General features: G+C 68.1%; 19 protein-coding genes and 1 pseudogene. 17 read left to right on the top strand and 3 right to left on the bottom strand.

The features are described from left to right. Positions 1–23: 23 nt before the first annotated feature. Entirely contained in the window at positions 24–2,126 is a 2,103-nt protein-coding gene (locus tag FPZ11_RS02380; RefSeq protein WP_210415938.1) for a HelD family protein, read from the top strand. Positions 2,127–2,253: 127 nt separating this feature from the next. On the opposite strand, the gene FPZ11_RS02375 is transcribed toward FPZ11_RS02380, so the two are convergent. After that, a complete protein-coding gene (locus FPZ11_RS02375) occupies positions 2,254–3,594 on the bottom strand; it encodes an MFS transporter (protein WP_146318063.1) in 1,341 nt (446 codons plus the stop codon). A gap of 137 nt (positions 3,595–3,731) precedes the next feature. Between FPZ11_RS02375 and uvrB the strand changes: the two are divergent. The 7 genes and pseudogenes from uvrB (at position 3,732) to FPZ11_RS02340 (ending at position 10,573) form a co-directional block, all read left to right on the top strand. Then, positions 3,732–5,814, top strand: a pseudogene (uvrB, locus tag FPZ11_RS02370) (excinuclease ABC subunit UvrB). After that, entirely contained in the window at positions 5,811–6,554 is a 744-nt protein-coding gene (locus FPZ11_RS02365) for an HAD family hydrolase (protein ID WP_146318061.1), read from the top strand. Before uvrB ends, FPZ11_RS02365 begins: the two are co-directional and overlap by 4 nt. 9 nt (positions 6,555–6,563) lie before the next feature. Then, positions 6,564–7,301, top strand: a complete 738-nt coding sequence (locus FPZ11_RS02360) for a DUF4129 domain-containing protein (protein ID WP_146318059.1) — start codon at positions 6,564–6,566, stop codon at positions 7,299–7,301. Beyond that, the gene (locus FPZ11_RS02355; RefSeq protein WP_146318057.1) at positions 7,298–7,777 is read left to right on the top strand and encodes a hypothetical protein; all 480 of its coding nucleotides are present in this window, start codon (positions 7,298–7,300) and stop codon (positions 7,775–7,777) included. Before FPZ11_RS02360 ends, FPZ11_RS02355 begins: the two co-directional genes overlap by 4 nt. Next, positions 7,732–8,763, top strand: a complete 1,032-nt coding sequence (locus tag FPZ11_RS02350) for an AAA family ATPase (RefSeq protein WP_146318055.1) — start codon at positions 7,732–7,734, stop codon at positions 8,761–8,763. The genes FPZ11_RS02355 and FPZ11_RS02350 overlap by 46 nt, the downstream gene beginning before the upstream one ends. Then, a complete protein-coding gene (locus FPZ11_RS02345; protein WP_146318053.1) occupies positions 8,760–10,058 on the top strand; it encodes a DUF58 domain-containing protein in 1,299 nt (432 codons plus the stop codon). Before FPZ11_RS02350 ends, FPZ11_RS02345 begins: the two co-directional genes overlap by 4 nt. Beyond that, positions 10,055–10,573 (top strand): hypothetical protein, encoded by a 519-nt coding sequence (locus FPZ11_RS02340; protein ID WP_146318051.1) that lies wholly within the window; start codon positions 10,055–10,057, stop codon positions 10,571–10,573. The genes FPZ11_RS02345 and FPZ11_RS02340 overlap by 4 nt, the downstream gene beginning before the upstream one ends. An 18-nt stretch (positions 10,574–10,591) precedes the next feature. Here the strand turns inward: FPZ11_RS02340 and FPZ11_RS02335 are convergent, their stop codons facing one another. After that, positions 10,592–11,365, bottom strand: a complete 774-nt coding sequence (locus FPZ11_RS02335) for a phosphotransferase (RefSeq protein WP_146318049.1) — start codon at positions 11,363–11,365, stop codon at positions 10,592–10,594. Between the two features lie 152 nt (positions 11,366–11,517). Between FPZ11_RS02335 and uvrA the strand changes: the two genes are divergently transcribed. From uvrA to tpiA, 8 genes are all read left to right on the top strand, one after another. Next, positions 11,518–14,409, top strand: a complete 2,892-nt coding sequence (gene uvrA, locus FPZ11_RS02330; RefSeq protein WP_146318047.1) for an excinuclease ABC subunit UvrA — start codon at positions 11,518–11,520, stop codon at positions 14,407–14,409. A gap of 5 nt (positions 14,410–14,414) precedes the next feature. Then, positions 14,415–16,373 carry an excinuclease ABC subunit UvrC gene (gene uvrC / locus FPZ11_RS02325; protein ID WP_146318045.1) on the top strand — a complete coding sequence of 653 codons (1,959 nt, stop codon included), beginning with the start codon at positions 14,415–14,417 and terminating at the stop codon, positions 16,371–16,373. A gap of 49 nt (positions 16,374–16,422) precedes the next feature. Then, complete coding sequence (rapZ, locus tag FPZ11_RS02320; RefSeq protein WP_146318043.1) at positions 16,423–17,316, top strand: RNase adapter RapZ; 894 nt, start codon at positions 16,423–16,425, stop codon at positions 17,314–17,316. Between the two features lie 69 nt (positions 17,317–17,385). Next, positions 17,386–18,363 (top strand): DNA-binding protein WhiA, encoded by a 978-nt coding sequence (gene whiA, locus FPZ11_RS02315; protein ID WP_146318041.1) that lies wholly within the window; start codon positions 17,386–17,388, stop codon positions 18,361–18,363. 123 nt (positions 18,364–18,486) lie between these two features. After that, the gene (locus FPZ11_RS02310; RefSeq protein WP_146318039.1) at positions 18,487–19,113 is read left to right on the top strand and encodes a superoxide dismutase; all 627 of its coding nucleotides are present in this window, start codon (positions 18,487–18,489) and stop codon (positions 19,111–19,113) included. 105 nt (positions 19,114–19,218) lie between these two features. Next, positions 19,219–20,229, top strand: coding sequence for a type I glyceraldehyde-3-phosphate dehydrogenase (gene gap, locus FPZ11_RS02305; RefSeq protein WP_146318037.1), 1,011 nt, complete (start codon positions 19,219–19,221; stop codon positions 20,227–20,229). A gap of 20 nt (positions 20,230–20,249) precedes the next feature. Beyond that, positions 20,250–21,467 carry a phosphoglycerate kinase gene (locus FPZ11_RS02300; protein WP_146318035.1) on the top strand — a complete coding sequence of 406 codons (1,218 nt, stop codon included), beginning with the start codon at positions 20,250–20,252 and terminating at the stop codon, positions 21,465–21,467. After that, positions 21,455–22,246 (top strand): triose-phosphate isomerase, encoded by a 792-nt coding sequence (gene tpiA / locus FPZ11_RS02295; RefSeq protein ID WP_146318033.1) that lies wholly within the window; start codon positions 21,455–21,457, stop codon positions 22,244–22,246. The genes FPZ11_RS02300 and tpiA overlap by 13 nt, the downstream gene beginning before the upstream one ends. Before the next feature lie 64 nt (positions 22,247–22,310). Here tpiA and FPZ11_RS02290 read toward each other — a convergent pair whose 3' ends face one another. Continuing rightward, positions 22,311–23,162, bottom strand: a complete 852-nt coding sequence (locus tag FPZ11_RS02290; protein WP_246846628.1) for an MBL fold metallo-hydrolase — start codon at positions 23,160–23,162, stop codon at positions 22,311–22,313. Between FPZ11_RS02290 and FPZ11_RS02285 the strand changes: the two genes are divergently transcribed. Next, entirely contained in the window at positions 23,161–24,129 is a 969-nt protein-coding gene (locus FPZ11_RS02285; RefSeq protein WP_146318031.1) for a GlxA family transcriptional regulator, read from the top strand. The genes FPZ11_RS02290 and FPZ11_RS02285 overlap by 2 nt on opposite strands. Positions 24,130–24,205: the final 76 nt, after the last annotated feature.

The raw sequence follows: 24,205 nt of genomic DNA, 5'->3' as shown, positions 1-24,205 counted from the left end.
ACGCCGGACGAGGGGAGCACCTGGTGGCAGATGTGGTCGTTGGCAAGGTGGAGCAGCTCGAGCTGGAGCAGCGTGCGATCGAGATGATGTACGGGCGCCTGGACGCCGAGAAGTCTGACATCGGCGCGGTGCGAGCTCGCTTGATGGGTTCATCGGTCGACGGGGCAGAGGCACGCCGGGCGAGGGACGCCGAGATTGCGCGGTTGGACAGAGCGCTCGGCCGCCTTCAATTGGCGGAACGTTCCCTGTGCTTCGGGCGGCTCGACAGCAGCGCCGGCGAATCGCTGCATATCGGCCGCGTCGGACTGCGCTCCGAGTCAGGCGAGATCCTCTTGGTTGACTGGCGTGCGGAGGCCTCTCGGCCCTTCTATGCGGCCACTCTGGCCTCTCCTCTTGGCGTGCGCCGCCGCCGTCACGTGCGCGTCGAGGCGCGCCGGATCGTCGATGTCTCCGACGAGATCCTCGACGGGTCGATTCCGACCGCGATGGATGCGGTCGGCGACGGGCCGCTTGTCTCGGCGCTGAGCGGGGCGCGCACGGGGCGTATGCGCGAGGCGGCCACGACCCTGCAACGGGAGCAGGATGACGTCGTGCGGTCCGAGCATCGGGGAGTGATGGTCGTAGACGGCGGCCCGGGAACGGGCAAGACAATCGTCGCCCTGCACAGGGCCGCGTACGTGCTCTACGCGTTTCCGACGATCGCTGAGCGCGGCGTACTCGTCTTCGGTCCGAACAGACGTTTCCTTGCATACATCTCCGAAGTACTGCCCTCGCTCGGAGAGAACGACGTCGAGCTGGCCACGGCACCGGATCTCGTGGGAGTCGAAGCGACGAGATCGGAGCCGGACGCGGTAGCCCGCGCCAAAGGACGCCGCTCGTTCGGTGACGCGCTCGCGAGAATGGTGCAGGAACGGCAGCCGCATGGCGTTGCTCTGCGGCTCACCACCGCTCACGGCCAGGTTGTTCTGGACGCCTCGCGCGTGGATGCGGCCCGGCGCAGCGCCTTGCAGGGCGGCATCGGCCACAACCGCGCGCGGAACCTGTTCCTCGAGCACGTCGTGGACGATCTGGTGAACGAGCTGGAGCAGCAGACAGCGAAAGAGATATCGGACTTCGAGGACGAACTCAAGGACATCGGGGTAGACCTCGACCGCATGTTCGCCCGCCGGCCCGGAGACCACGAACCGGACGACATCGAGTCATCTTCTGATGGCTTGGACATCGACTGGGATCGCATCCGCGATGATCTCCTCGGAGACGCCGGCATCGATCGGATCGTCTCCGGAGCATGGCCGCGACTTCGCGCGGAGGACGTCCTGCGCGAGCTGCTCACGGACCCGGATGCACTGGCCCGCGCCATGCCCGAGCTTTCCGGCGAGCACATCGCCTCGATCGGTTCCGAGGCCGAGAAGGGGTGGAGCAGGGCTGATCTCGCGGCCCTGGACGAAGCGCGAGCGCTCATCGACGGACCCGTCGAGACGACCTACGGGCACGTTGTCGTCGACGAGGCGCAGCAACTCTCCGAGATGGAGTGGCGCATGCTCATGCGCCGTTGCCCGAGCCGCTCGATGACCATTGTCGGCGACCTCGCGCAAGCGGGTCCGACGACCACGATCACGGGGTGGGAGGACGCGCTGGAACCGTTCGTCGCCGGTCGATACGCGCATCACACACTCACCGTCAACTACCGCACGACCGCCGAGATCCTCGACGCCGCTATGCCCCTGCTCGCCCGCATCGCCCCGTCGCAACGCATCTCGTACTCGATCCGCCACGGCGGAGCCCCGACCTACCTCACCGTCGCAGACACCGACGTCAATGCGGCTCTCGACGATCTCGTCGCTCGGTTTCGGAATGAGCATCCCGACGATCTGGTCGGCATCATCGCCGCTACTCGGCGCGTCCCAGGGATCGAAGGCGGATCCCTCGGAGACGGGGCCGTCGTCGTGCCTGCTCCCGACGCGCGAGGGCTGGAATTCGGCGCGGTGATCATCGTCGATCCCGATGAGATCGAAGGCGAAAGCGATGCCGGTCTCCGCGATCTCTACGTCGCGCAAACCCGAGCGACCAAGCGACTCATCACGCTGACGATCACCTCGGCCGACGCGGCAGTGCTTCCCGGATGAGCCGCGAAAAAGCGCTGAAGACCTGGAACCTGCATGACAACTGTCACCGGCCACACGGTGCCCACGTCGGCAGACCGCCCGCATCCGCGACACCGCAACGCGTCAACAACGTCCTCGCCTCAGACACCTAGCTCTGCCCGGTCGCCGCGGCGTCCTCTGCGGGCACGTCGGCAGAGACCGGCTTCGGCCGCATCACCGCAGCGAGCACCGTGGCGGCCACGAGGATGCCGACCGACAGCCCGAACGGCCAGGCGAAGCCGCCCGTGACATCCACGAGCGCGCCGACGATGAGCGGCGAGACGATGCCCGCGATGCCGAAGCCGGTGTTCATCATTCCGCTCGCCGTTCCCGACCACAGGGGCGCGACATCCATCGGAATGGCCCAGAGCTGCGCGTTGGTCAGCTCGAGGAAGAAGAACGAGAGCGACAGGGCCACCACGGCGACCGTGAGCGGGGGAGTGAACACGAGCGGGATGAGGCAGAGGCCCGAACCGATGAAGCCGATCAGCAGCAGGGTGCGTCGTGCGCTGCGCGCCGAGCGTCCGTGGTGGATCAGCCAGTCGCTCGCGACGCCGCCGAGCGTGTCGCCGACCACGCCGCCGATGAGGATCAGCGAGGTGAGCAGGCCGTACTTCGCGATGTCCTGGTGGTAGGTGTCGGAGAGCAGCGTCGGGATCCAGGTGAAGAACACCCAGGCGACCCAGCCGTAGGCGAAGTCGACGAGGGTCACGGGCAGGATGGTGCGAGTCAGTCGCTTCCACGGCACCGGCGGCAGGTCGGCGGCCTTCGGCAGGTCGGGCACCTCGGCCAGCTCCTGCGCCGTGATGCCCTTCATGTCCTTGGGCCGGTCGCGGAACATGGCGTACCAGATCAGGGCCCACAGCATGCTCAGGATGCCCACGTAGATGAACGACGACCGCCATCCGCTCCACAGGATCATCGCGGCGACCGCGATGGGCGCAAGCGCCGTGCCGAGACGAGACGCCGAGTGCACGACCCCCTGCACGAGGCCGTTGCGGTCCGGCGGCACCCACCTGCTCATCGCCTGCGTCGCCGTCGGGAACGTGGCCGACTCGCTGAACCCGAGAATGGCACGTGCGACCAGCAGCGAGACCAGGCCGACGGCGAGACCGGTGAAGAGTGTGGAGAGCCCCCAGAGCAGACCCAGGATGAGCAGCCCGCGCCGCGGACCGATCTTCTCGCCGATCCAGCCGCCGAAGATCTGCAGCAGCGCGTAGAAGAACGCGAACACCGAGGCTGCGAGACCGAACTGGGCGTTGCTGAGGTCGAACTCCTTCATGATGCTCGGCCCGGCGGTGGCGATGTTGTTGCGGTCGAAGTACGCGATGAAGTACATGACGCACAGCAGCACGACCACGCGGCCGCGCCTGCGGTGCCAGAGGATGGGGGTCGGTTTCTGCGGTCTCTGGGTCGTCGTCACGGTCACGTCATCGTCCGAGTTCGTCACTGATGTCTGAGTACATCTGAAGAAAAAATACGTGTCTACCGTATGTTCACCGAGTGCGGAAGCAAGCGATCCGCTGAGAGCGGGCGGCCGACACCGCGTCGGCAGCGAATGTCGTACCCCCTTTTTAGACTTGACGCATGCAACCGACCCGTGCCGTCCGCCCGTTCGAGGTTGTCAGCGAATACGCGCCGAGCGGCGATCAACCGCAGGCCATCAAAGAACTCGCCGCCCGTATCAACGCGGGGGAGACCGACGTCGTGCTGCTCGGCGCGACGGGCACCGGAAAGTCGGCGACGGCGGCCTGGCTGATCGAACAGGTGCAGCGGCCCACGCTCGTGCTCTCGCACAACAAGACGCTCGCCGCCCAGCTGGCGAACGAGTTTCGCGACCTCATGCCGCACAACGCGGTCGAATACTTCGTCTCGTACTACGACTACTACCAGCCGGAGGCCTACGTTCCGCAGACGGACACCTTCATCGAGAAGGACTCGTCCATCAACTCCGAAGTGGAGCGCCTCCGCCATTCCACGACGAACTCGTTGCTGAGCAGGCGCGATGTCGTGGTCGTCTCGACGGTCTCATGCATCTACGGCCTGGGCGCCGCCGAGGAATACCTGGATGCCATGGCCGCACTCCAGGTGGGCGAGCAGATCGGGCGCGACAACCTCATCCGCATGTTCGTGAACATGCAGTACCAGCGCAACGACATCGACTTCTCGCGCGGCAAGTTCCGGGTGCGCGGCGACACCATCGAGATCATCCCGATGTACGAGGAGCACGCCATCCGCATCGAGCTGTTCGGCGACGAGATCGAGGCGCTGTACTCGCTGCATCCGCTCACCGGCGAGGTCATCAAACAGCTCGACGCCGTCTCGGTGTTCCCTGCCACCCACTACGCGGCCAGCCCGGAGACCATGCAGCGCGCCATCGGCACCATCAAGATCGAGCTCGAAGAGCGGCTGCAGGAGCTCGAGCGACAGGGCAAGCTGCTCGAGGCGCAGCGGCTGCGCATGCGCACCACCTTCGACCTCGAGATGATGGAGCAGATCGGGTTCTGCTCCGGCATCGAGAACTACTCGAGGCACATCGACGGCAGACAGCCGGGCGGGGCCCCGCACTGCCTGCTCGACTACTTCCCCGATGACTATCTCGTCATCATCGACGAGTCGCACGTGACGGTACCGCAGATCGGTGCCATGTACGAGGGGGATGCCTCGCGCAAGCGCACGCTCGTCGAGCACGGCTTCCGGCTCCCCAGTGCCCTCGACAACCGCCCGCTCACGTGGGAGGAGTTCGAGCAGCGCGTCGGCCAGACGGTCTACATGTCGGCGACTCCCGGACGCTTCGAGCTCGGCGTCGCCGACGGCATCGTCGAGCAGATCATCCGCCCGACGGGTCTCGTCGACCCGCAGGTCATCGTCAAGCCGACCAAGGGTCAGATCGACGATCTGCTCGAAGAGATCCGGCTGCGGGTGGAGCGCAACGAGCGCGTGCTGGTCACCACCCTCACGAAGAAGATGGCGGAGGAACTCACCGACTACCTCGCCGAGGCGGGCGTGCGGGTGCGCTATCTGCACTCCGGACGTCGACACGCTCCGGCGCGTCGAGCTGCTCACCGAGCTGCGCCAGGGCGTCTACGACGTGCTCGTCGGCATCAACCTGCTGCGCGAAGGCCTCGACCTGCCCGAGGTGTCGCTGGTGGCCATCCTCGACGCCGACAAAGAGGGCTTCCTGCGTTCGTCGACGTCGCTCATCCAGACCATCGGTCGCGCGGCGCGCAACGTCTCAGGCGAGGTGCACATGTACGCCGACGTGCTTACCGACTCGATGAAGCAGGCGATCGAGGAGACCAACCGGCGGCGCGAGAAGCAGGTCGAGTACAACACGGTCAACGGCATCGACCCGCAGCCGCTGCGCAAGCGCATCGCCGACATCACCGATGTGCTGGCCCGCGAAGAGGCCGACACCGAGAAGCTGCTGTCGCGGGGCGGCAAGAAGACCAAAGACGGCGGGGGCCGAAAGGCGCCGACGCCGAACCTGCGCAGGGAAGGCATCGCGGCCGAAGGAGCGGAGGAGCTGGAATCCATCATCGCCGACCTCAACGACCAGATGCTCGCGGCGGCCGGCGAACTCAAGTTCGAGCTCGCCGCACGGCTCCGCGACGAGCTGTCCGACCTCAAGCGCGACCTTCGTCAGATGGAGAAGGCGGGGCACGCGTGAACGATCCGCTCCCTGATCGCACACGCACCATGGTGCTCTGGGATTTCGACGGAACCATCGCGGAGCGTCCCGGGCACTGGTCTTCGTGCATGCTCGACGCACTCGAACCGGTGTGGCCGCAGCACGGTCACACCGTTGACTCTCTCGAGCTCTTCCTGCGTACGGGGTTCCCCTGGCAGGACACGACCGTCGACCGGCGTCACCTGACCGAACCGGACGCCTGGTGGGCAGCCATCGACCAGGTCGTGCGGGCCGCCTATCTGAGAGCCGGCGTGCCCGAGCAGGTCGTCGATCCGGCGGTCGCAGGCGTTCGGCCGAGATTCCGCGATCCGGCCACGTGGCGGGTCATCCCCGAGGCCCGGGATGCCATCAGCAGGCTGAGCGCGGCAGGCGTGCGGCAGGCGGTGCTCAGCAACCACGTGCCCGAGCTCGAGCAGATCGTGCGCGCCCTCGGCCTTTCCGACCACTTCGAGCGCGTCTTCACCTCGGCCGCCATCGGCTGGGAGAAGCCCCATCCCGGCATCTTCGAGCACGCACTACGGGAGCTCGGACGACCAGGCGACGTGTGGCTGATCGGCGACAACCCGGTCGCCGACGTGCAAGGGGCGACGGCGGCGGGCATCCACGCCGTCCTGGTCGAGGGCTCCTATCTCGACAACGGCGGCATCACCCACGCGGATGCGGTGGGCGTCGTGCTCGCCGGGCGGACGGACGGCGCCCGGGCGGCAGCGACGCGCTAGCGTTGGGGCGTGAGCAACGGCGACGGCAGGAGGGCATCGCGCTCGTCCGCCGTCATCGGCGTCGCCGCGCTCGGTGTCGTCATCATCGGCGGAGTGCTCGCAGCCGGCCCGGTCCGCATCGGAGCCGCGCCGTGGAATCCCTCGCCGATCCCACAGGGGCACTACACGTTGCGGCCCGTGACGAACGTCCCGAATCCGGCAGCGACACAGGCCGCCACAGCCGGAGCCGTGTCGTCGGCCGTGCCGAAAGTGCTCATCGTCCTCGCCGTGCTCGCCGCCCTCATTCTGGCGTTCCTGCTCTGGCGCGCGTTGCGTCGCCGTACCGTTCGCACCGCCGCCCTTCCGCCGCGCCTCGGGTTGCAGGAGGTCGGCCCGCAGTCCGCCGTTCTCGAACCGGATCCCGACCCCGCTCCCGCCGTGTCCCGCGGCATCGCACGCGCGCTGGAGGTGCTCGACGAGGAGCGAGCACCCGGTGACGCCATCGTCGCGGCCTGGCTCGGTCTGCAGAAGGCGGCCGCCGACTCAGGGGTGCGTCGACGGGATGCCGAGACGCCGGGGGAGTACACGGCCCGCATCGTCGGACGCATCGGGACCGACGGCGACGCCGCCACCACCCTCCTGCGGCTGTATCAAGACGTGCGGTTCGGCGCTCATCCCGTCGGCCCAGACGATGTGAAGAAGGCGCGCGCCTGCCTTCTCCGGCTCCGCGAATCCTGGCGCTCCGTCCCGGCACAGGGGGCGCGATGAGCACAGGCCGCATCGTCGGATCGCTGATCGCGGGCGCGGTCCTCGCCATCGGAATCTGGCTCCTCGGAGTCGATGCCTGGTTCGCCGCGGCGCTCGGCGGCCTGCTCGCCATCGTCTGTGTCACCTGGGGCGTGCTCACGCACACGCAGACGGCGTCGGCCAAGTGGCCGGCGCGCGCCATGGAACCGCGGCCGGGAGCACGCAGCGACGTGTCCTGGCTGTCCTGGGCCTTCAGACAGCACAAGGGCCAGGTGCGCGAGCAGGGCTTCAGCGCCGTGCGCTCGCTCGCCGAGCGCCGGCTCGCCCGGCGCGGCCTCGACCTCTTCTCACCCGCCGACCGCGCGAGCATCGTCGCGCTGCTCGGCGAGGATGCCTATCGCACCGTCGTTCCCGCAGGCGGCGTCATGCCGTCGCTGCGGGCCATCGAGCGATGCCTCGACACCCTCGAATCACTGGAAGGAGCCGGCACACCGTGACCGAAGCCGACGCCCTGCCCGCCGCGGAGATCTCGCGACGGGCTGCAGACATCCTCGCCGCCGTCGAACAGGTGGTGATCGGCCAGCGCGAGCCGCTGCGCATCGCGCTGGCCGCCATCCTCGCGGGGGGCCACGTGCTCTTCGAGGATGTACCGGGCCTCGGCAAGACGCTCGCCGCCCGCAGCCTGGCGTCGGCGATGGGCCTGCCGTTCCGCAGGCTGCAGTGCACGCCCGACCTGCTGCCCGCCGACATCACCGGCTCGTTCGTGTATCAGCCGGCGGAGGGCGAGTTCGTGTTCCGGCCAGGACCCGTCTTCACGGGGCTCCTGCTCGCCGATGAGCTCAACCGCACGGCTCCCAAGACCCAGTCGGCATTGCTCGAGGCGATGGCGGAGGGGCAGGTCACCGTCGAGGGGACGAGCTATCGACTTCCGAGCCCGTTCCACGTCATCGCCACCGCGAACCCCATCGAGTACGAGGGCACATACGCGCTGCCGGAGGCGCAGCTCGACAGGTTCTTGGTGCGGCTCAGTGTCGGCTATCCGCAGCGCGACCATGAGGAGCTCATCCTCACCAACCGACTCGCGCGCCGCACGGAGGTGGCGACCGTCGACCCGGTGACGGATGCCGCCGGCCTGGCCGCGATGCAGGCGGGAGTCGAGCGCATCCACGTCGACGCCGACATCGTGCGCTACTGCGTCGACCTGGCGGCGGCCACCAGAACGGGCCACGCGGTCGAGGTGGGGGCGTCGCCGCGCGGCTCGCAGGCGCTGATGCTCGTCTCTCGCGCGCTCGCGGTCATCGACGGGCGCGACTACGTCACGCCCGATGACGTGAAGGCGGTCGCCGTGCCCGCTCTTGCGCATCGTCTCACCCTGACCCCGGCGGCCTGGGCGGCCGGCACCGAGCCGGCGAGCGTCATCGCCGGGATCGTCGGGGCGGTCGCAGGGCCGCCTGCGGTCGCACGCACCGTCGCGGCCTCATGACGCGATGGCGTTCGCCCGTCCCCGCGACGGGCCTGGTGCTCGCGCTCGTGCTGGTGATCGCCTCCGTGCTCCTGGGCAGGGCCGATGTCGCCGTGATCGGCGTGACCCTGCTGGTGGCCGTCGCCGTGGCCACGGGAGTGCATCGGGATGCCGGTGAGCCGTCCGTCGACATCACGACGCACGCGAAGGGCGAGGTGCCCGGCGAGCAGGGGACCGGGACCGAACCGCCCACCGCTCGCGCGAGCGTCCGGGTGCGCACCACGCCCGGAACCGAGATCGCCGCGCTCCGCGTCACGGCGTTCGGGTTCGAGCAGCACCGCATCGCGATCGCGGGCGGCGACAGCACGCTGGAGGTCGACATCCCGCTCGTGCACAGCGGCGAGCAGCAGGCCGTCGGCGTGCAGCTGCGGGAGGCGTCGCCGGATGCCGCCACGCTCAGCGCGCCGTCCGCCGAGACGGTCTCGCACATCGTCGTCGAACCGCGCGCCGTACCGCTGCGAGCGCTGCCACTGCCGCTGCGCCTCCGCGGTCTCACGGGCGGCCACGAGTCGTCCCGGCCGGGAGACGGCGGCGAGTTCCGCGACATCCACCCGTTCACGAGCGGGGACCGCCTGCGGCGCATCGACTGGAAGGCGACGGCCAGGCTGGCCCGCCGCCCCTCCGACCTTTTCGTGCGACGCACCTCGGCGACCTCCGACGCGCACGTCGCGATCGTCGTCGACGACGCCGCCGACGTCGGTGAGGTCATCGAGTCGTGGACCATGGGCGATCCCACGATCAGCGGAGTGACCTCCCTCGACGTCGCCAGGGAGGCGGCGTGGAGCCTCGCGAACGCCTATCTCGATGCCGGCGACGCCGTCTCGTTCCAGCTGCTCTCCCGCGCGAGAGGATCGGTGCGACCCGGAGCGGGAGCGCGGCATCGCGAGCTGCTGCACGCCGCGATCTCCCGCATCACCGCCGCGCCGAGAACGTTCGCGCACTCTCGAACGCCGCTGGTGGCATCCGGCTCGCTCATCTACCTTCTGTCGACGTTCCTCGACGACGACGTCGTGCGTCTTGCCGAGCTCTGGCGGGCCGCCGGCCATCGCGTGGTCGCGGTCGACCTGCTTCCGCGTCTTCGCCTCGACGGACTCGGCAGAGAGAGGCTCGTCGCGCTGCGCGTCGTGCTCGGGCGCAGGACCGACCGTTTCCACGACCTCGAAGCTGTCGGCGCCGACGTGATGCAGTGGGACGTGCCGCCCAGTCAACGTGCGGCGACCATGCAGCGCCTCGCCCGTGGAGCGAGGCGGCGATGAGTCGCGAACGACGAGCGGTGATCCACGCGGGCCTCTGCGTGCCCGCCATGGCTCCTCGGGTGCTCTCGCTCGTCATCGGCGGCACGGCTGCTGTGCTGCTCGTTCCCGAGCCGTTCGCGGTGATCGGGGTCGCACTCGCCGTGCTCGGCGCCGTGATCCCTGCTTCGCTCGGCGTCTGGGGCACCGCGGCGGTCATCGCGCTCGCGCAGCTCGCGCACGCTCCGGATGCCGCGGACTGGCACCCCTACGCAGCCCTCGCGTGCGTGCACCTGCTGCACGTGGTCGGCGCGATCGCGTTCGTCGTCGAGCCGACCGGCACGATGCAGGTGCGCGTCTTCGCCAGACCGCTGCTGCGCTGGATCACGATCCAGGTGCCCGCGCAGGTCGTGCTCGCGGCATCGCTCGCGCTGTCGTCGTCGGGCACGGCGCGGTCGAGCTGGCTGCCCGGGGTGTTCGCGCTGGTCGCCGCGGCAGCGGTCGCCGTCTTCGTCGTCGTGCTGCTGCGGAGGCGGTGACGGCGCACGCCGGGTCGCTCAGTCGCGAGACGCGTCTGCACGGATGCGCGCGGCATCCTCTCGATAGAGCGCCGCGTGATCGAGAAGATCCGTTCGTCCTGAGGCCGCGGCGTTCTCCTCGGTGAACTCCGCCAGCTCGACGAGCCGATCGGCCATGCACTCCAGCATCTCCGCCTGCGTGTGCTCCGTGCCGTACGCATGGAGCAGCAGGCGAAGTCGTGCGCTCCGCTCCGACGACCCCGGCTGACCGCGATCGGCGTCGCCGAGGTAGGGCACGAGCCGATAGGCGAGGTAGGCGAGATCCCAGATCCTCGGTCCTGGCGACATGGTGTCGAAGTCGATGGCGCCCACGAATCGCGGCTCGCCGTGCTCCACGTCGAAGACCAGGTTGTACTGCGCGAAGTCGTTGTGGCAGACGACTTCCACCGGAGAGTGCGAGGGAAGCCGCCAGACCGCATCGGGCGGCAGATAGCCGGCCGTGGCGTCGTGCCACGCGCGAAGTGCCTTGGCCGCCGAGACCAGCACCGATTCGGCCCAGACCCACTCGGGCATGGGGTAGGCGGGAACCGTGCCGTCGATGAACTCGAGCACCTCGCGCCCGTCCGGGGCGATGCCGAGGGGCTGCGGTACCCACGTCAGACCGGCTTCTCTCGCGTGGACGAGCACGGCGTGCACGCTCGGAGTCCATGGGCCCGACGCACGCAACACGGCATCGCCCCGACGGCTCACGGCCGTGACGTTGCCGCCCGTGAGAAGCTGCTCGGGCTCGCCGTCGGCCCCGTCGTGATTCATCGGCACCCTTGAACCGTAGCGAGACCGGCCCTCGATCAAATGTGTGTTCGCGGCTCGCGACGCTCGACGAACTCAATCGGTTCGGGGATGCACGCGAGCGCGCATCCCTCTCACCTCACTCGTTTGTCAGTCCCCTTCCATAGACTTTCGGGGTGTCGATCTCGAAAGTTCAAGCGCATTCGAAACTGAGCGTGCGCGGTGCCCGCGTGCACAATCTGCGCAACGTCGACGTCGAGATCCCGCGTGACTCGCTCGTCGTCTTCACGGGGCTCTCCGGCTCGGGCAAGTCATCGCTCGCGTTCGACACGATCTTCGCCGAGGGGCAGCGCAGGTACGTCGAATCGCTGTCCGCCTATGCACGCCAGTTCCTCGGCCAGGTCGACCGGCCCGACGTCGACTTCATCGAGGGTCTGAGCCCCGCGGTCTCCATCGACCAGAAGTCCACCAACCGCAACCCGCGGTCGACGGTCGGCACCATCACCGAGATCTTCGACTACATGCGCCTGCTCTGGGCGCGCATCGGCGTGCCGCACTGCCCGATCTGCGGCGAGGTCATCCAGCGCCAGACGGTGCAGCAGATCGCGGACCAGCTCATGGAGCTCGAGCGGGGAACGCGCTACCTCGTGCTCAGCCCTGTCGTGAAGCAGAAGAAGGGCGAGTTCGTCGACCTCTTCACCGAGCTGGCGGCATCCGGTTACTCGCGAGCGCTCGTCGACGGCGAGCAGATCCAGTTGTCCAGCCCTCCGACGCTCAAGAAGCAGTACAAGCACGACATCTCGGTCGTGGTCGACCGTCTCGTCGCCGGGCCGGACATCCTCACCCGCCTCACCGATTCGCTCGAGACGGCGCTGCGGCTCACCGACGGACTCGTGGCCGTCAGCTTCGTCGACGAGTCGGGCCCGGATGCCGTGCGCACGTTCAGCGAGAAGCTCGCCTGCCCCAACGGGCACCCGATCCAGCTCACCGAGATCGAGCCCCGCACGTTCTCATTCAACGCCCCGTTCGGCGCCTGCCCCGAATGCTCCGGTCTGGGAACACGCATGTCGGTGGACGACGAGCTGCTGCTGGGCGACACCTCGCTGAGCATCTCAGAGGGCGTCATCCTGCCGTGGAGCACGCAGGGCAAGGGTCTCTACCAGTACTACGACAAGCTGCTCGACGGTCTCGCCCGCGACCTCGACTTCGACCTCGAGACGCCGTGGGACGAGCTGCCTTCCGCCGTGCGCGACGCGATCCTGCGCGGCAAAGACTTCAAGGTCAAGGTCAAGTGGCGCAACCGCTACGGCCGCGAGCTCAGCTACACGTCGGGTTTCGAGGGCGTCGTGCCCTACATCGAACGGCAGTACCTCCAGGCCGAGTCGGACACGCAGCGCCAACGCTGGTCGGAATACCTGCGCGAGGTGCCGTGCCCGGTCTGCAAGGGCAAGCGGCTCAAGCCGGAAGTGCTGGCCGTGCACATCCACGGACACTCGATCGCCGACGTCGCCGACCTCAGCCTGGCCGACGCGCGCGACTTCATGAACACCCTCGAGCTCACCGACCGCGAGCAGACGATCGCCGCACAGGTGCTGCGCGAGATCAAGGTGCGCCTCGACTTCCTCATCCAGGTCGGCCTCAACTATCTGAGCATGGGCCGCGCTGCGGCGACGCTGTCCGGCGGCGAGGCGCAGCGCATCCGGCTCGCCACCCAGATCGGATCGGGACTCACCGGCGTGCTCTACGTGCTCGACGAGCCGAGCATCGGCCTGCACCAGCGCGACAACCGGCGCCTCATCGACACGCTCGTCGCCCTCCGCAACCTGGGCAACACGCTCATCGTGGTCGAGCACGACGAAGACACCATCCGCACCGCCGACTGGATCGTCGACATCGGACCGGGCGCAGGCGAGGGCGGGGGCCACGTCGTGCACTCCGGAACCTACGACGAGCTGCTCGACAACACCGAGTCCCTGACCGGCGACTACCTCGCCGGCCGCAAGGCCATCGAGACGCCTTCCAGCAGGCGCGAGGTCGACCCGCAGAGGATGCTCCGCGTCGTCGGAGCGAACGCCAACAACCTGCGAAACCTCACGGTCGACTTCCCGCTCGGCGTCTTCGTCGCCGTCACGGGTGTGAGCGGGTCCGGCAAGTCATCGCTGGTCAACGACATCCTGTACCGCGTGCTCGCCAACCGGCTCAACGGGGCGCGCAAGGTGGCGGGCAAGCACACCAGGGTCACGGGCACCGACCAGCTCGACAAGGTCGTGCACGTCGACCAGGCGCCCATCGGCCGCACCCCGCGGTCGAACCCTGCCACGTACACCGGCGTCTTCGACCGCATCCGCACGCTCTTCGCCGAGACCGCTGAGGCGAAGGCACGCGGCTACCTGCCCGGCAGGTTCAGCTTCAACGTGAAGGGCGGCCGGTGCGAGGCGTGCTCGGGCGACGGCACCATCAAGATCGAGATGAACTTCCTGCCCGACGTCTACGTGGCGTGCGAGGTGTGCGGGGGAGCGCGGTACAACCGCGACACCCTCCAGGTGCACTACAAGGGCAAGAACATCGCCGAGGTTCTCGACATGCCGATCGAGGAGGCCGCGGAGTTCTTCAAGCCGATCTCGGCCATCCACCGCTATCTCAAGACGCTCGTCGACGTCGGTCTCGGCTACGTGCGCCTCGGTCAGAGCGCGACGACGCTGTCCGGCGGCGAGGCGCAGCGCGTCAAGCTCGCCACCGAGCTGCAGAAGCGGAGCAACGGCCGCAGCGTCTATGTGCTCGACGAGCCCACCACAGGTCTGCACTTCGAAGACGTGCGCAAGCTGCTGCACGTGTTGAACGGCCTGCTCGACAAGGGCAACACCGTCATCGTCATCGAGCACAACCTCGATGTCATCAAGTCGGCGGACTGGATCATCGACCTCGGTCCCGAAGGCGGATCCGGAGGCGGCCGCGTGGTCGCCACCGGCACCCCGGAGCACGTCGCAACGGTCAAGGGCAGTCACACCGGGCTCTTCCTGCGCGAGATCCTCGAGACCGATTCGCGCGCCGAGCAGAAGACCGCCTGAGCCGAATGGCCGACACCGTTCCGTACCGTCCGAAGACGGGGGAGATCCCCACGGAGCCGGGCGTGTACCGCTTCCGCGACCCGAACCGCCGCGTGCTCTACGTCGGCAAGGCCAAGAACCTGCGCGCGAGGCTGAGCAATTACTTCCAGCCGCTGCACAACCTGCACGAGCGCACCCGGCGCATGGTGACCACCGCCGCGAGCGTCGAGTGGACCGTCGTCTCGAACGAGTTCGAGGCGTTGCAGCTTGAGTACACGTGGATCAAGGAGTTCAACCCTCCGTTCAACGTGCAGTTCCGCGACGACAAGACCTACCCTTACCTGGCGGTCACGCTCGCCGACGAGATCCCGCGCGCCATGGTCACCCGCAACCGCAACATCGCGGGCGCCCGCTACTTCGGCCCGTACACGAAGGTGTGGGCCATCCGCGAGACCCTCGACCTGATGCTCAAGGCGTTCCCGATGCGCAGCTGTTCACCGGGCGTCTATCGCAGGGCGGAGCTCACCGGCCGGCCCTGCCTGCTCGGCGACATCGGCAAGTGCGTCGCACCGTGCGTCGGCCGCGTCACCGTCGATGAGCACCGCCAGGTCGCCGACGACTTCGTGTCGTTCATGGCCGGCAACGACACCCGCTACGTCAGGGCGCTCGAACAGCAGATGCGCGAAGCCGCCGAGCAGCAGGAGTACGAGGCGGCGGCCCGCTATCGCGACAGCATCCAGGCCATGCGCGCCGTGATGGAGAAGACCGCCGTTGTGTTCTCCGACGATGTCGACGCGGATGTCTTCGGCATCGCCGACGACGAGCTCGCGGCAGCCGTGCACCAGTTCATCGTGCGTGGCGGACGCATCAGAGGAACCCGCAGCTGGGTGGTCGACAAAGAGCTCGACGTGGAGCCGGGCGAGCTGATCGAGACCGTGCTCGAGAACGCGTACGACGGCGAGTTCGCCCCGCCGCGCGAGATTCTGGTCCCCGTGCTGCCCGACGACCACGTCGAGCTCGAACGATGGCTGGGCGAGCGACGTGCACAGGCCGCGGAGACCGCCAAGGCCAGGGGAGCGACGCCGTCGAAGGTGCGGTTGCACGTCGCGCAACGCGGCGAGAAGGCGGCACTCGCGCAGACGGCGGAGACCAACGCGAAGAACGCGCTCATGCTCTACAAGACCAGGCGCAGCGCCGACTTCGTGGCCAGATCGCAGGCTCTCGAGGACATCAGGGATGCCCTGGGCATGGCGGAGGCGCCGCTGCGCATGGAGTGCTACGACGTCTCGCACCTCTCCGGCACGAACATCGTGGCGTCGATGGTCGTCTTCGAAGACGGTCTGCCGCGCAAAGACCAGTACCGCAGGTTCAGCATCCCGGCTTCCACCGATGACACGGAGTCGATCTACCAGGTGCTCACCAGGCGTCTGGCCTACCTGCGCAACGACGCGGCGGGGGAGACGGACGGCGAGACCGCACAGGTCGAGGCATCCGTCGATGAGCTCGGCGTGAGCGAGCGCCCGCGCAAGTTCTCCTACCCTCCGCAGCTGCTCCTCGTCGACGGCGGGCAGCCGCAGGTCGCCGCCGCGCGGCGCGCGCTGGAGGAGTCGGGCGTAACGGGCATCCAGCTCGCGGGCATCGCCAAGCGGCTCGAGGAGCTCTGGCTGCCCGACTCCGACTTCCCCGTCATCATGCCGCGCAACAGCGATGCCCTGTTCCTCGTGCAGCGCATCCGCGACGAGGCGCACCGGTTCGCGATCACCTACCAGCGTGCCAAGCGACGAAGGGACATCTCGTCGGTCCTCGCCGACATCCCCGGGCTCGGACCGGCACGTGTGCGCGAGCTGCTCAAGCACTTCGGCTCGGTCGCCAGGCTCAGGCAGGCGCAGCCAGAGGCCATTGCCGAGGTCAAGGGCATCGGACCGACGCTCGCCGACGCCGTGCATTCGGCGCTGCATGTCGAGGAGTCGCCGACACCGGCATGAGTCGCAACGTAGGCTGGAAGCACGTCACGTTCACGACCAGGGGTGAGGGATGGCCGACGAACACGCCGAGCAAGACAGCGAGCACCGCGAGCTGGTGATCGTCACCGGCATGTCCGGTGCCGGTCGATCCACCGTCGCCAATGCGCTCGAAGACCTCGACTGGTACGTGGTCGACAACATTCCGCCGCAGATGCTGCGCCCGCTCGTCGACCTCGCGGGTCACGCCGGATCGAGCCTTCCCCGCATCGCCGCGGTCGTCGACGTGCGCGGCAGGGGGTTCTTCTCCGACCTGCAGGAGATGATCCAGTCGCTGCGCGGCGGCGGCGCGCAGGTGCGGGTGCTGTTCCTGGATGCCACCGACGCGGCCCTCGTCCGCCGCTTCGAGTCGGTGCGCCGCCCGCATCCGCTGCAGGCGACCGGCACCATCCTCGACGGGATCATGGCGGAGCGGGAGCGCGTGCGCGAGCTGCGTGAATCCGCCGACATCATCATCGACACCTCGGACCTCAACATCCACCAGTTGGCGATGGAGATCAACCAGGTGTTCGCAGAGGCCGACTCCGCCGACATCCAGCTCACCGTCATGAGTTTCGGGTTCAAGTACGGGCTGCCGGCCGACGCCGACCTCGTCGCCGACGCGCGCTTTCTGCCGAACCCGTTCTGGCAGCCCGAACTGCGTGCCCTCAGCGGCCTGGATGCCCCGGTGCGCGAGTTCGTGTTCGCCCAGCCCGGCTCCATCGAGTTCGTCGACGGCTATGCGAAGGCGCTCCGCCCCGTGCTCGCGGGTTATCGCAGGGAGAACAAGCGCCACGCGACCATAGCGATAGGCTGCACTGGGGGTAAACATCGCTCGGTGGCCATCGCAGAAGCGCTGGCAGCACGCTTTCGCGATGCTCCCGGCGTTGCCGTCGCGGTCAAGCACCGCGACCTCGGCCGGGAATGACATCTCGCGTGCGACGACATCCTCCCGCCATCTCGGCGGCCATGCTCAACACAGAACGGAACCACACGATTGGCACTGACCGCTGACGTCAAAGAAGAGCTCCTCGGCGTCGAGGCGGGCAAGAACACGGTGCGGGCGGCAGAGCTGGCCACCATTCTGCGCCTGGCCGGCGGGCTCCACCTCATCTCCGGTCGCATCGCCGTGGAGGCCGAACTCGACTCTCCGCAGCTGGCGCGCCACGTGCGCAAGGCCCTCGCCGAGCTCTACGGAGTGCGCAGCGAGGTGTCTGTGACGTCGGCGGGCGGCATCCGCAAGAGCACCGTGTACACGGTCAGGGTGCTCGACGGCGGAGAGACGCTCGCCAGGCAGACCGGCCTGCTCGACCAGCACCGCAGACCCATCCGTGGCCTGCCCAACCGCCTCACGACGGGTTCCAAAGAAGATCTGGCAGCCGTCTGGCGCGGCGCGTTCCTCGCCCACGGCTCGCTCACCGATCCCGGCCGCTCCGCCGCCCTCGAGATCACCTGCCCCGGCAACGAGACCGCGATGGCGCTCGTGGGCGCTGCAGGACGCATCGGCATCTCGGCGAAGGCGCGCGAGGTGCGCGGCGTGCACCGCGTCGTCATCCGCGACGGCGAGGCGATCAGCGCCATGCTCGCCCGCATGGGAGCCACGGAAACCGTGCGCACCTGGGAAGAGCTGCGGCAGCGCCGCGAGGTGCGGGCCACGGCGAACCGGTTGGTGAACTTCGACGACGCCAACCTGCGTCGCTCGGCGCAGGCTGCGGTCGCCGCGTGCGCTCGGGTGGAGCGCGCGATGGAGATCCTCGGCCCCGGCATCCCTGAGCACTTGAAGTACGCGGGCGACCTGCGTCTCGCGCACCGCGACGCCAGCCTCGACGAGCTCGGCCACCACGCCGACCCGCCCATGACGAAGGATGCCGTCGCAGGGCGCATCCGCCGGCTGCTCGCGATGGCGGACAAGCGCGCCTCGGAACTGGGCATCCCGAGCACCGAGGCCAGCCTCCCTGCGGATCTCGATCTGTAGGCCTTTCACACCGGTTCGCGCGGGAGTCAAGGCCCCGACGCCCGCCGTGCAGCCTCACTAGAGTTGAAACCGTCGTCTGCGGCACGGGCGTCGTGCCGTGGATCTACTACGAGGAGTAAGTGAATGGCTGACTACACGCTCGCCGATCTTCCCTACGACTACTCGGCTCTCGAGCCGAGCATCAGCGGAACGATCATGGAGCTCCACCACGACAAGCACCACAAGGCCTACGTCGACGGGGCGAACACCGCCATCGCCAAACTCCAGGAGGCCCGCGACGCCGACGACCTCGCCAACGTCAACAAGCTCCAGAAGGACCTGGCGTTCAACCTCGCCGGCCACGTGAATCACACGGTGTTCTGGAACAACCTCTCGCCGGACGGCGGCGACAAGCCGACCGGCGAGCTGGCCGCGGCGATCGACGAGTTCTTCGGCTCGTTCGACAAGTTCCGTGCCCACTTCACGGCATCGGCGCTGGGCATCCAGGGCTCCGGCTGGTCCATCCTGGCCTGGGACTCGCTCGGCCAGAAGCTCATCATCGAGCAGCTCTACGACCACCAGGGCAACCTGGCCGCCGCCACGATTCCGCTGCTTCTCATCGACATGTGGGAGCACGCGTTCTACCTCGACTACCGCAACGTGAAGGCGGACTACGTCAAGGCGTTCTGGAACATCACGAACTGGGCCGACGTGCAGGAGCGCTTCACGAAGGCACGCGAAAAGACCTCTGGCCTGCTGCTACTGTCGTAATCGGGTCGGTGTCCCGGGTCGGGACTCCGCCCGGGACACCGTCGTCCGTTCGTCCACCCCTTTCGCACCAGCGCCGAACGGCGCCCCAGTAACAGGAGACCTCACGTGTCCGTGAAGATCGGCATCAACGGGTTCGGCCGTATCGGCCGCAACTACTTCCGCGCAGCGCTGGCCAAGGGCAGCGACCTCGAGATCGTCGCCGTCAACGACCTCACCGACCCGGGAGCGCTCGCGCAGCTGCTCAAGTACGACTCGGTCGGCGGACGTCTCGACGCGACCGTCGAGGTCGAGGGCGACAGCATCGTGGTCAACGGCAAGGCGATCCGCGTTCTCGCGGAGCGCGACCCCGCCAACCTCGGCTGGGGCGACCTCGGAGTCGACGTGGTCATCGAGTCCACGGGCCGCTTCACCAAGGCTGTCGATGCCCGCAAGCACCTCGAGGCCGGCGCCAAGAAGGTCATCATCTCGGCTCCCGCCTCCGGCGACGACGGCACGTTCGTCGTCGGCGTGAACGAGGACACGTACGACCCGGCGACCATGGACATCCTGTCCAACGCCTCCTGCACCACCAACTGCCTTGCGCCGCTGGCCAAAGTCTTCAACGACGAGTTCGGCATCGAGCGCGGCTTCATGATGACCGCGCACGCCTACACCGCCGACCAGAACCTGCAGGACGGCCCGCACAGCGACCCGCGCCGTGCCCGCGCCGCCGCGATCAACATCGTTCCGGCCTCCACCGGTGCGGCCAAGGCCATCGGCCTCGTGCTGCCGGAGCTGAACGGCAAGCTCAACGGCTCCTCCTACCGTGTGCCCGTTCCCACTGGCTCGATCGTCGACCTCACGCTGGTCACCCCGCGCGAGAACCTCACCGTCGATGAGATCAACGCCGTGTACAAGGCCGCTGCCGCCGATGGTCGCCTCAAGGGCATCCTCGAGTACAACGAAGACCCGATCGTCTCCACCGACATCCAGCGCAACCCGCACTCGTCGATCTTCGACTCGACCCTGACGCACGTCAGCGGCAACCTGGTCAAGGTCTCGAGCTGGTACGACAACGAGTGGGGCTACTCCAACCGCCTCGTCGACTTCACCGAGTACGTGGCCGAGCGCCTCTAGCCACCGCGTAAGGAACTCGGGTGACTCTTCGCACTCTGGAATCACTGGGTTCGCTCGCCGGCCGCACGGTCGTCGTCCGTTGTGATCTCAATGTCCCGTTGAAAGACGGGCAGATCACCGACGACGGCCGTGTCCGCGCGTCGCTGCCCACGTTGAACGCCCTCATCGCGCAGGGCGCCCGCATCATCGTCGTGTCGCACCTCGGCCGGCCCGACGGCACTCCCGACCCGAAGTACAGCCTCCGACCCGTCGCGACCCGGCTCGGCGAGCTGCTCGGCAAGCCCGTCGCCTTCGCCACCGACACGGTGGGCGACTCGGCGAAGGATGTCGTCGCCTCCCTCGCCGACGGCGACGTCGCCGTACTCGAGAACCTCCGCTTCAACCCGGAGGAGACGAGCAAGTCGGAGGAGGAGCGCACCGCGTTCGCCGCGAAGCTCGCGGCATTCGGCGACGCGTTCGTCTCCGACGGCTTCGGTGTCGTGCACCGCAAGCAGGCGAGCGTCTACGAGCTGGCGAAGGCGCTGCCCAGTGCGGCGGGCTTGCTGATCGCGACAGAGCTCGAGGTGCTCGAGCGACTCACCACGAACCCCGAGCGTCCGTACACGGTCGTGCTCGGCGGGTCGAAGGTCTCCGACAAGCTGGGTGTGATCGGTCACCTGCTGCCGCGCGTGAACACCCTGCTCATCGGCGGTGGAATGCTGTTCACCTTCCTCGCCGCGCAGGGTCACAAGGTGGGCTCCAGCCTGCTCGAGCAGGACCAGATCGAGACGGTGCGCGGCTACCTCGCCAAGGCCGAGGAGCTGGGCGTCGAGCTGATCCTGCCGACCGACGTGGTCGTGGCATCCGCCTTCGGTGCCGACGCCGAGCACGAGGTGCGTTCGGCCTCCAGCATCGAGGACTCCCCGTGGGGCGCCTCCGGTCTGGGTCTCGACATCGGACCGGAGACGGCGGCGAAGTTCGCCGAGATCATCCGCGAGTCCGTCACGGTGTTCTGGAACGGCCCGATGGGCGTTTTCGAGCTCGCGCCGTTCGCGGCCGGCACCCGTGCCGTCGCGCAGGCGCTCACCGAGACGCGCGGCCTGAGTGTCGTCGGCGGAGGAGACTCCGCCGCTGCGGTGCGCGCACTCGGCTTCGACGACGATCAATTCGGTCACATCTCGACCGGAGGGGGAGCGAGCCTCGAGTTCCTCGAGGGCAAGTCGCTGCCAGGACTGGAGGTACTCGGATGGCAGGCGTGAACCGTGTTCCGCTGATCGCGGGCAACTGGAAGATGAACCTCGATCATCTCCAGTCGATCGCCTTCGTGCAGAAGCTGGCGTGGAGTCTCAAGGATGCCCGCCACGACTTCAACGCCGTCGAGGTCGCGGTCTTCCCGCCCTTCACCGACCTGCGCAGCGTGCAGACCCTCGTCTCGGCCGACAAGCTGCCGATCGTCTACGGAGCGCAGGACGTCTCGGAGCACGCCTCCGGCGCCTTCACCGGTGAGATCGCCGCGCCGTTCCTGGCCAAGCTCGACTGCTCCTACGTGATCATCGGTCACTCGGAGCGTCGCACCCTGCACGGCGAGAGCGATGAGAACGTGGCTGCGAAGACGAAGGCGGCCATCGCCTCCGGCGTCGTCCCGCTCATCTGCGTCGGCGAGACTGCGGACGACCTGGAGAAGCACGGCGCCAGCGCCGTTCCCGTCGCCCAGCTCGCGGCCGTGCTCGACTCGATCCCGAAGGGCAGCGACTTCGTGGTCGCCTACGAGCCCGTGTGGGCGATCGGGTCGGGGCAGGCCGCCACGCCCGAGCAGGCGGAGCAGGTCTGCGCGGCACTGCGCTCGACCATCTCCGAACAGCTCGGCGAGGAGGCTGCCGCGGCCACGCGCATCCTCTACGGCGGTTCCGTCAAGGCGGACAACATCGCCGGCTTCATGCGCCAGCCGAACATCGACGGCGCACTCGTCGGCGGCGCGAGCCTCGACGTCGAGGGGTTCTCGGCGATCGCGCGTTACCAGAAGCACGTCGGCGTCTGAGGCGCCCGGTCTCCTCAGCGCTCGAGGGCGATGTCGTCGTTCAAGCGCTGAGGAGAACGAGCACTCAGGCGACCTCGAACCACTTGCCACGCGTGGGAATCGTCAGCCGATCCGCAAGACCCGCGCGGTCGAACATGCGCGCGAGCCTCTCCGGGGTCTCGCTGAAGTGATCCCACCCTTCGGCGTGCACCGCCACGACACGAGCAGCGCCCAGCAGTTGTGCGGCGATCACGGCGGTGCGCGCGTTCAGGGTGACGTCGACATCGCCGAACCGTCCGACGTTGGCCGCGCCCGCGAACAACACGGCGATATCGATCGGCCCGGTGCGCTCGACGATCTCGGCCACGATGTCCGTCGACGCGTTGTCGCCTGAGACGTACACCACCGGCGCGCCCGGCGCGCGAAGGACGAAGCCGGTCACCGGGCCGGAGATCTCTTCCGCTCCGTTCGGCCCGTGCAGAGCGGGAACCGCCTCGACTTCCGCTGCACCGACCAGCGTCGTCTGCCAGGGCACGAGACCCGTCACCCCCGGAATGCGGGAAGCGGCATCCGGCGTGGAGAGCACTGTCGTCGCGCCGGCGAGAAGCTCTCGGCCGCTCGTGTCGAGGTTGTCAGCGTGCTGGTCGTGCGACAGCAGCACAAGATCGATGGTCCCGAGGTCCGCGGCGGGAACCGCCGGTCCGACGAGCTTGCGCAGGGTGATCCCGCCTTCGTATTCGCCGGGTGCGTCGAAAGTCGGGTCGATGACGATGTTCAAGCCCGCGTAACCGAACTGCAGAGTGGGCCCGCCGATCAGCCGGGCGCGGATCGTGCTGGAGACAGATGATGTCGAAGCGATGGTCATGAGACAAGGCTCGCGAACTACGATGCCTGACGCCAGTGGCCCATGGGCATATGTTCGATAAGATCGGGCCATGATCGACACGACGTCGCACCCTCATCGCACGGTCGCCGTCTTAGCGTTCGAGAACATGAGTCCGTTCCACCTCTCCGTGCCGCCACTGGTGTTCGGTGCTGCGGGACTGGCGAGTGCTGCACCGCTGTATGACGTCGTGGTGTGTGCGGAGAGCCCGGGCACGTTGGGCACGGCGGCCGGCTTCGACATCGCCGTCGCCGTCGGCCTCGAGGCCTTCGCCTCCGCAGACATCGTCGTCATTCCGAGCTGGCAGCGCGACTTGGAGCCGACTGATCGACTGCTCGACGCGCTCCGTTCCTCCCACGGCAGGGGTGCTCTCATCGTCGGTCTCTGTCTCGGCGCCTACGTGCTTGCAGCGAGCGGACTCGTCGACGAGCGCGAGCTCGTGACCCACTGGTCGGCGGCGAAGGATCTCGCCGACCGATATCCGGCCGTCCAGGTGCGCAGTGATGTTCTCTGGATCGATCACGGAGACGTCGTGACCTCTGCCGGAGTCGCGGCCGCGCTCGACTGCTGCCTGCACATCGCCCGCCGAGAACACGGCAGCGGCGCTGTGGACGAGCTCGCCAGAACTCTCGTGCTGGCGCCGCACCGCAGCGGCTCGCAGGCACAGTTCATCCCGCACCCGGTGGCTGACGCGACGGATCACGATCCCATCGAGCTCGCGATGGTCTGGGCGCGCTCACGGCTCGCCGACACGTTCGGTCTCGACGAGTGGGCCGCATCCGTTCCGATCGCCCGTCGCACCTTCACCCGGCGGTTCCGTGCGAGAACCGGCGCGAGCCCCCAGCAGTGGCTGCTCGACCAGAGGATCGACCTGGCGCGCCTGTTGTTGGAGACCGAGGCCATCTCCGTCGAGCGCGTCGCGGAACGAGCGGGGTTCGGCAGCAGCGCGTCGCTCAGGCAGCATTTCCGGGCACGGATCGGCGTCAGCCCGACCGAGCACCGTGCCGCATTCCGCGAATAGCCGTTGCCGATATAATGGTCCTCGGTCCTCGCGACGCGTTCGCCGGACCGGACCGCAAACCCGAAAGGCTTCCCCC

The sequence above is a fragment of the Humibacter ginsenosidimutans genome (assembly GCF_007859675.1).
GTDB classification, from domain to species: Bacteria; Actinomycetota; Actinomycetes; order Actinomycetales; family Microbacteriaceae; genus Humibacter; species Humibacter ginsenosidimutans.
The sequence above is the reverse complement of the archived record's forward strand: the minus strand, read 5'-3'. Positions and strand labels throughout refer to the sequence as shown.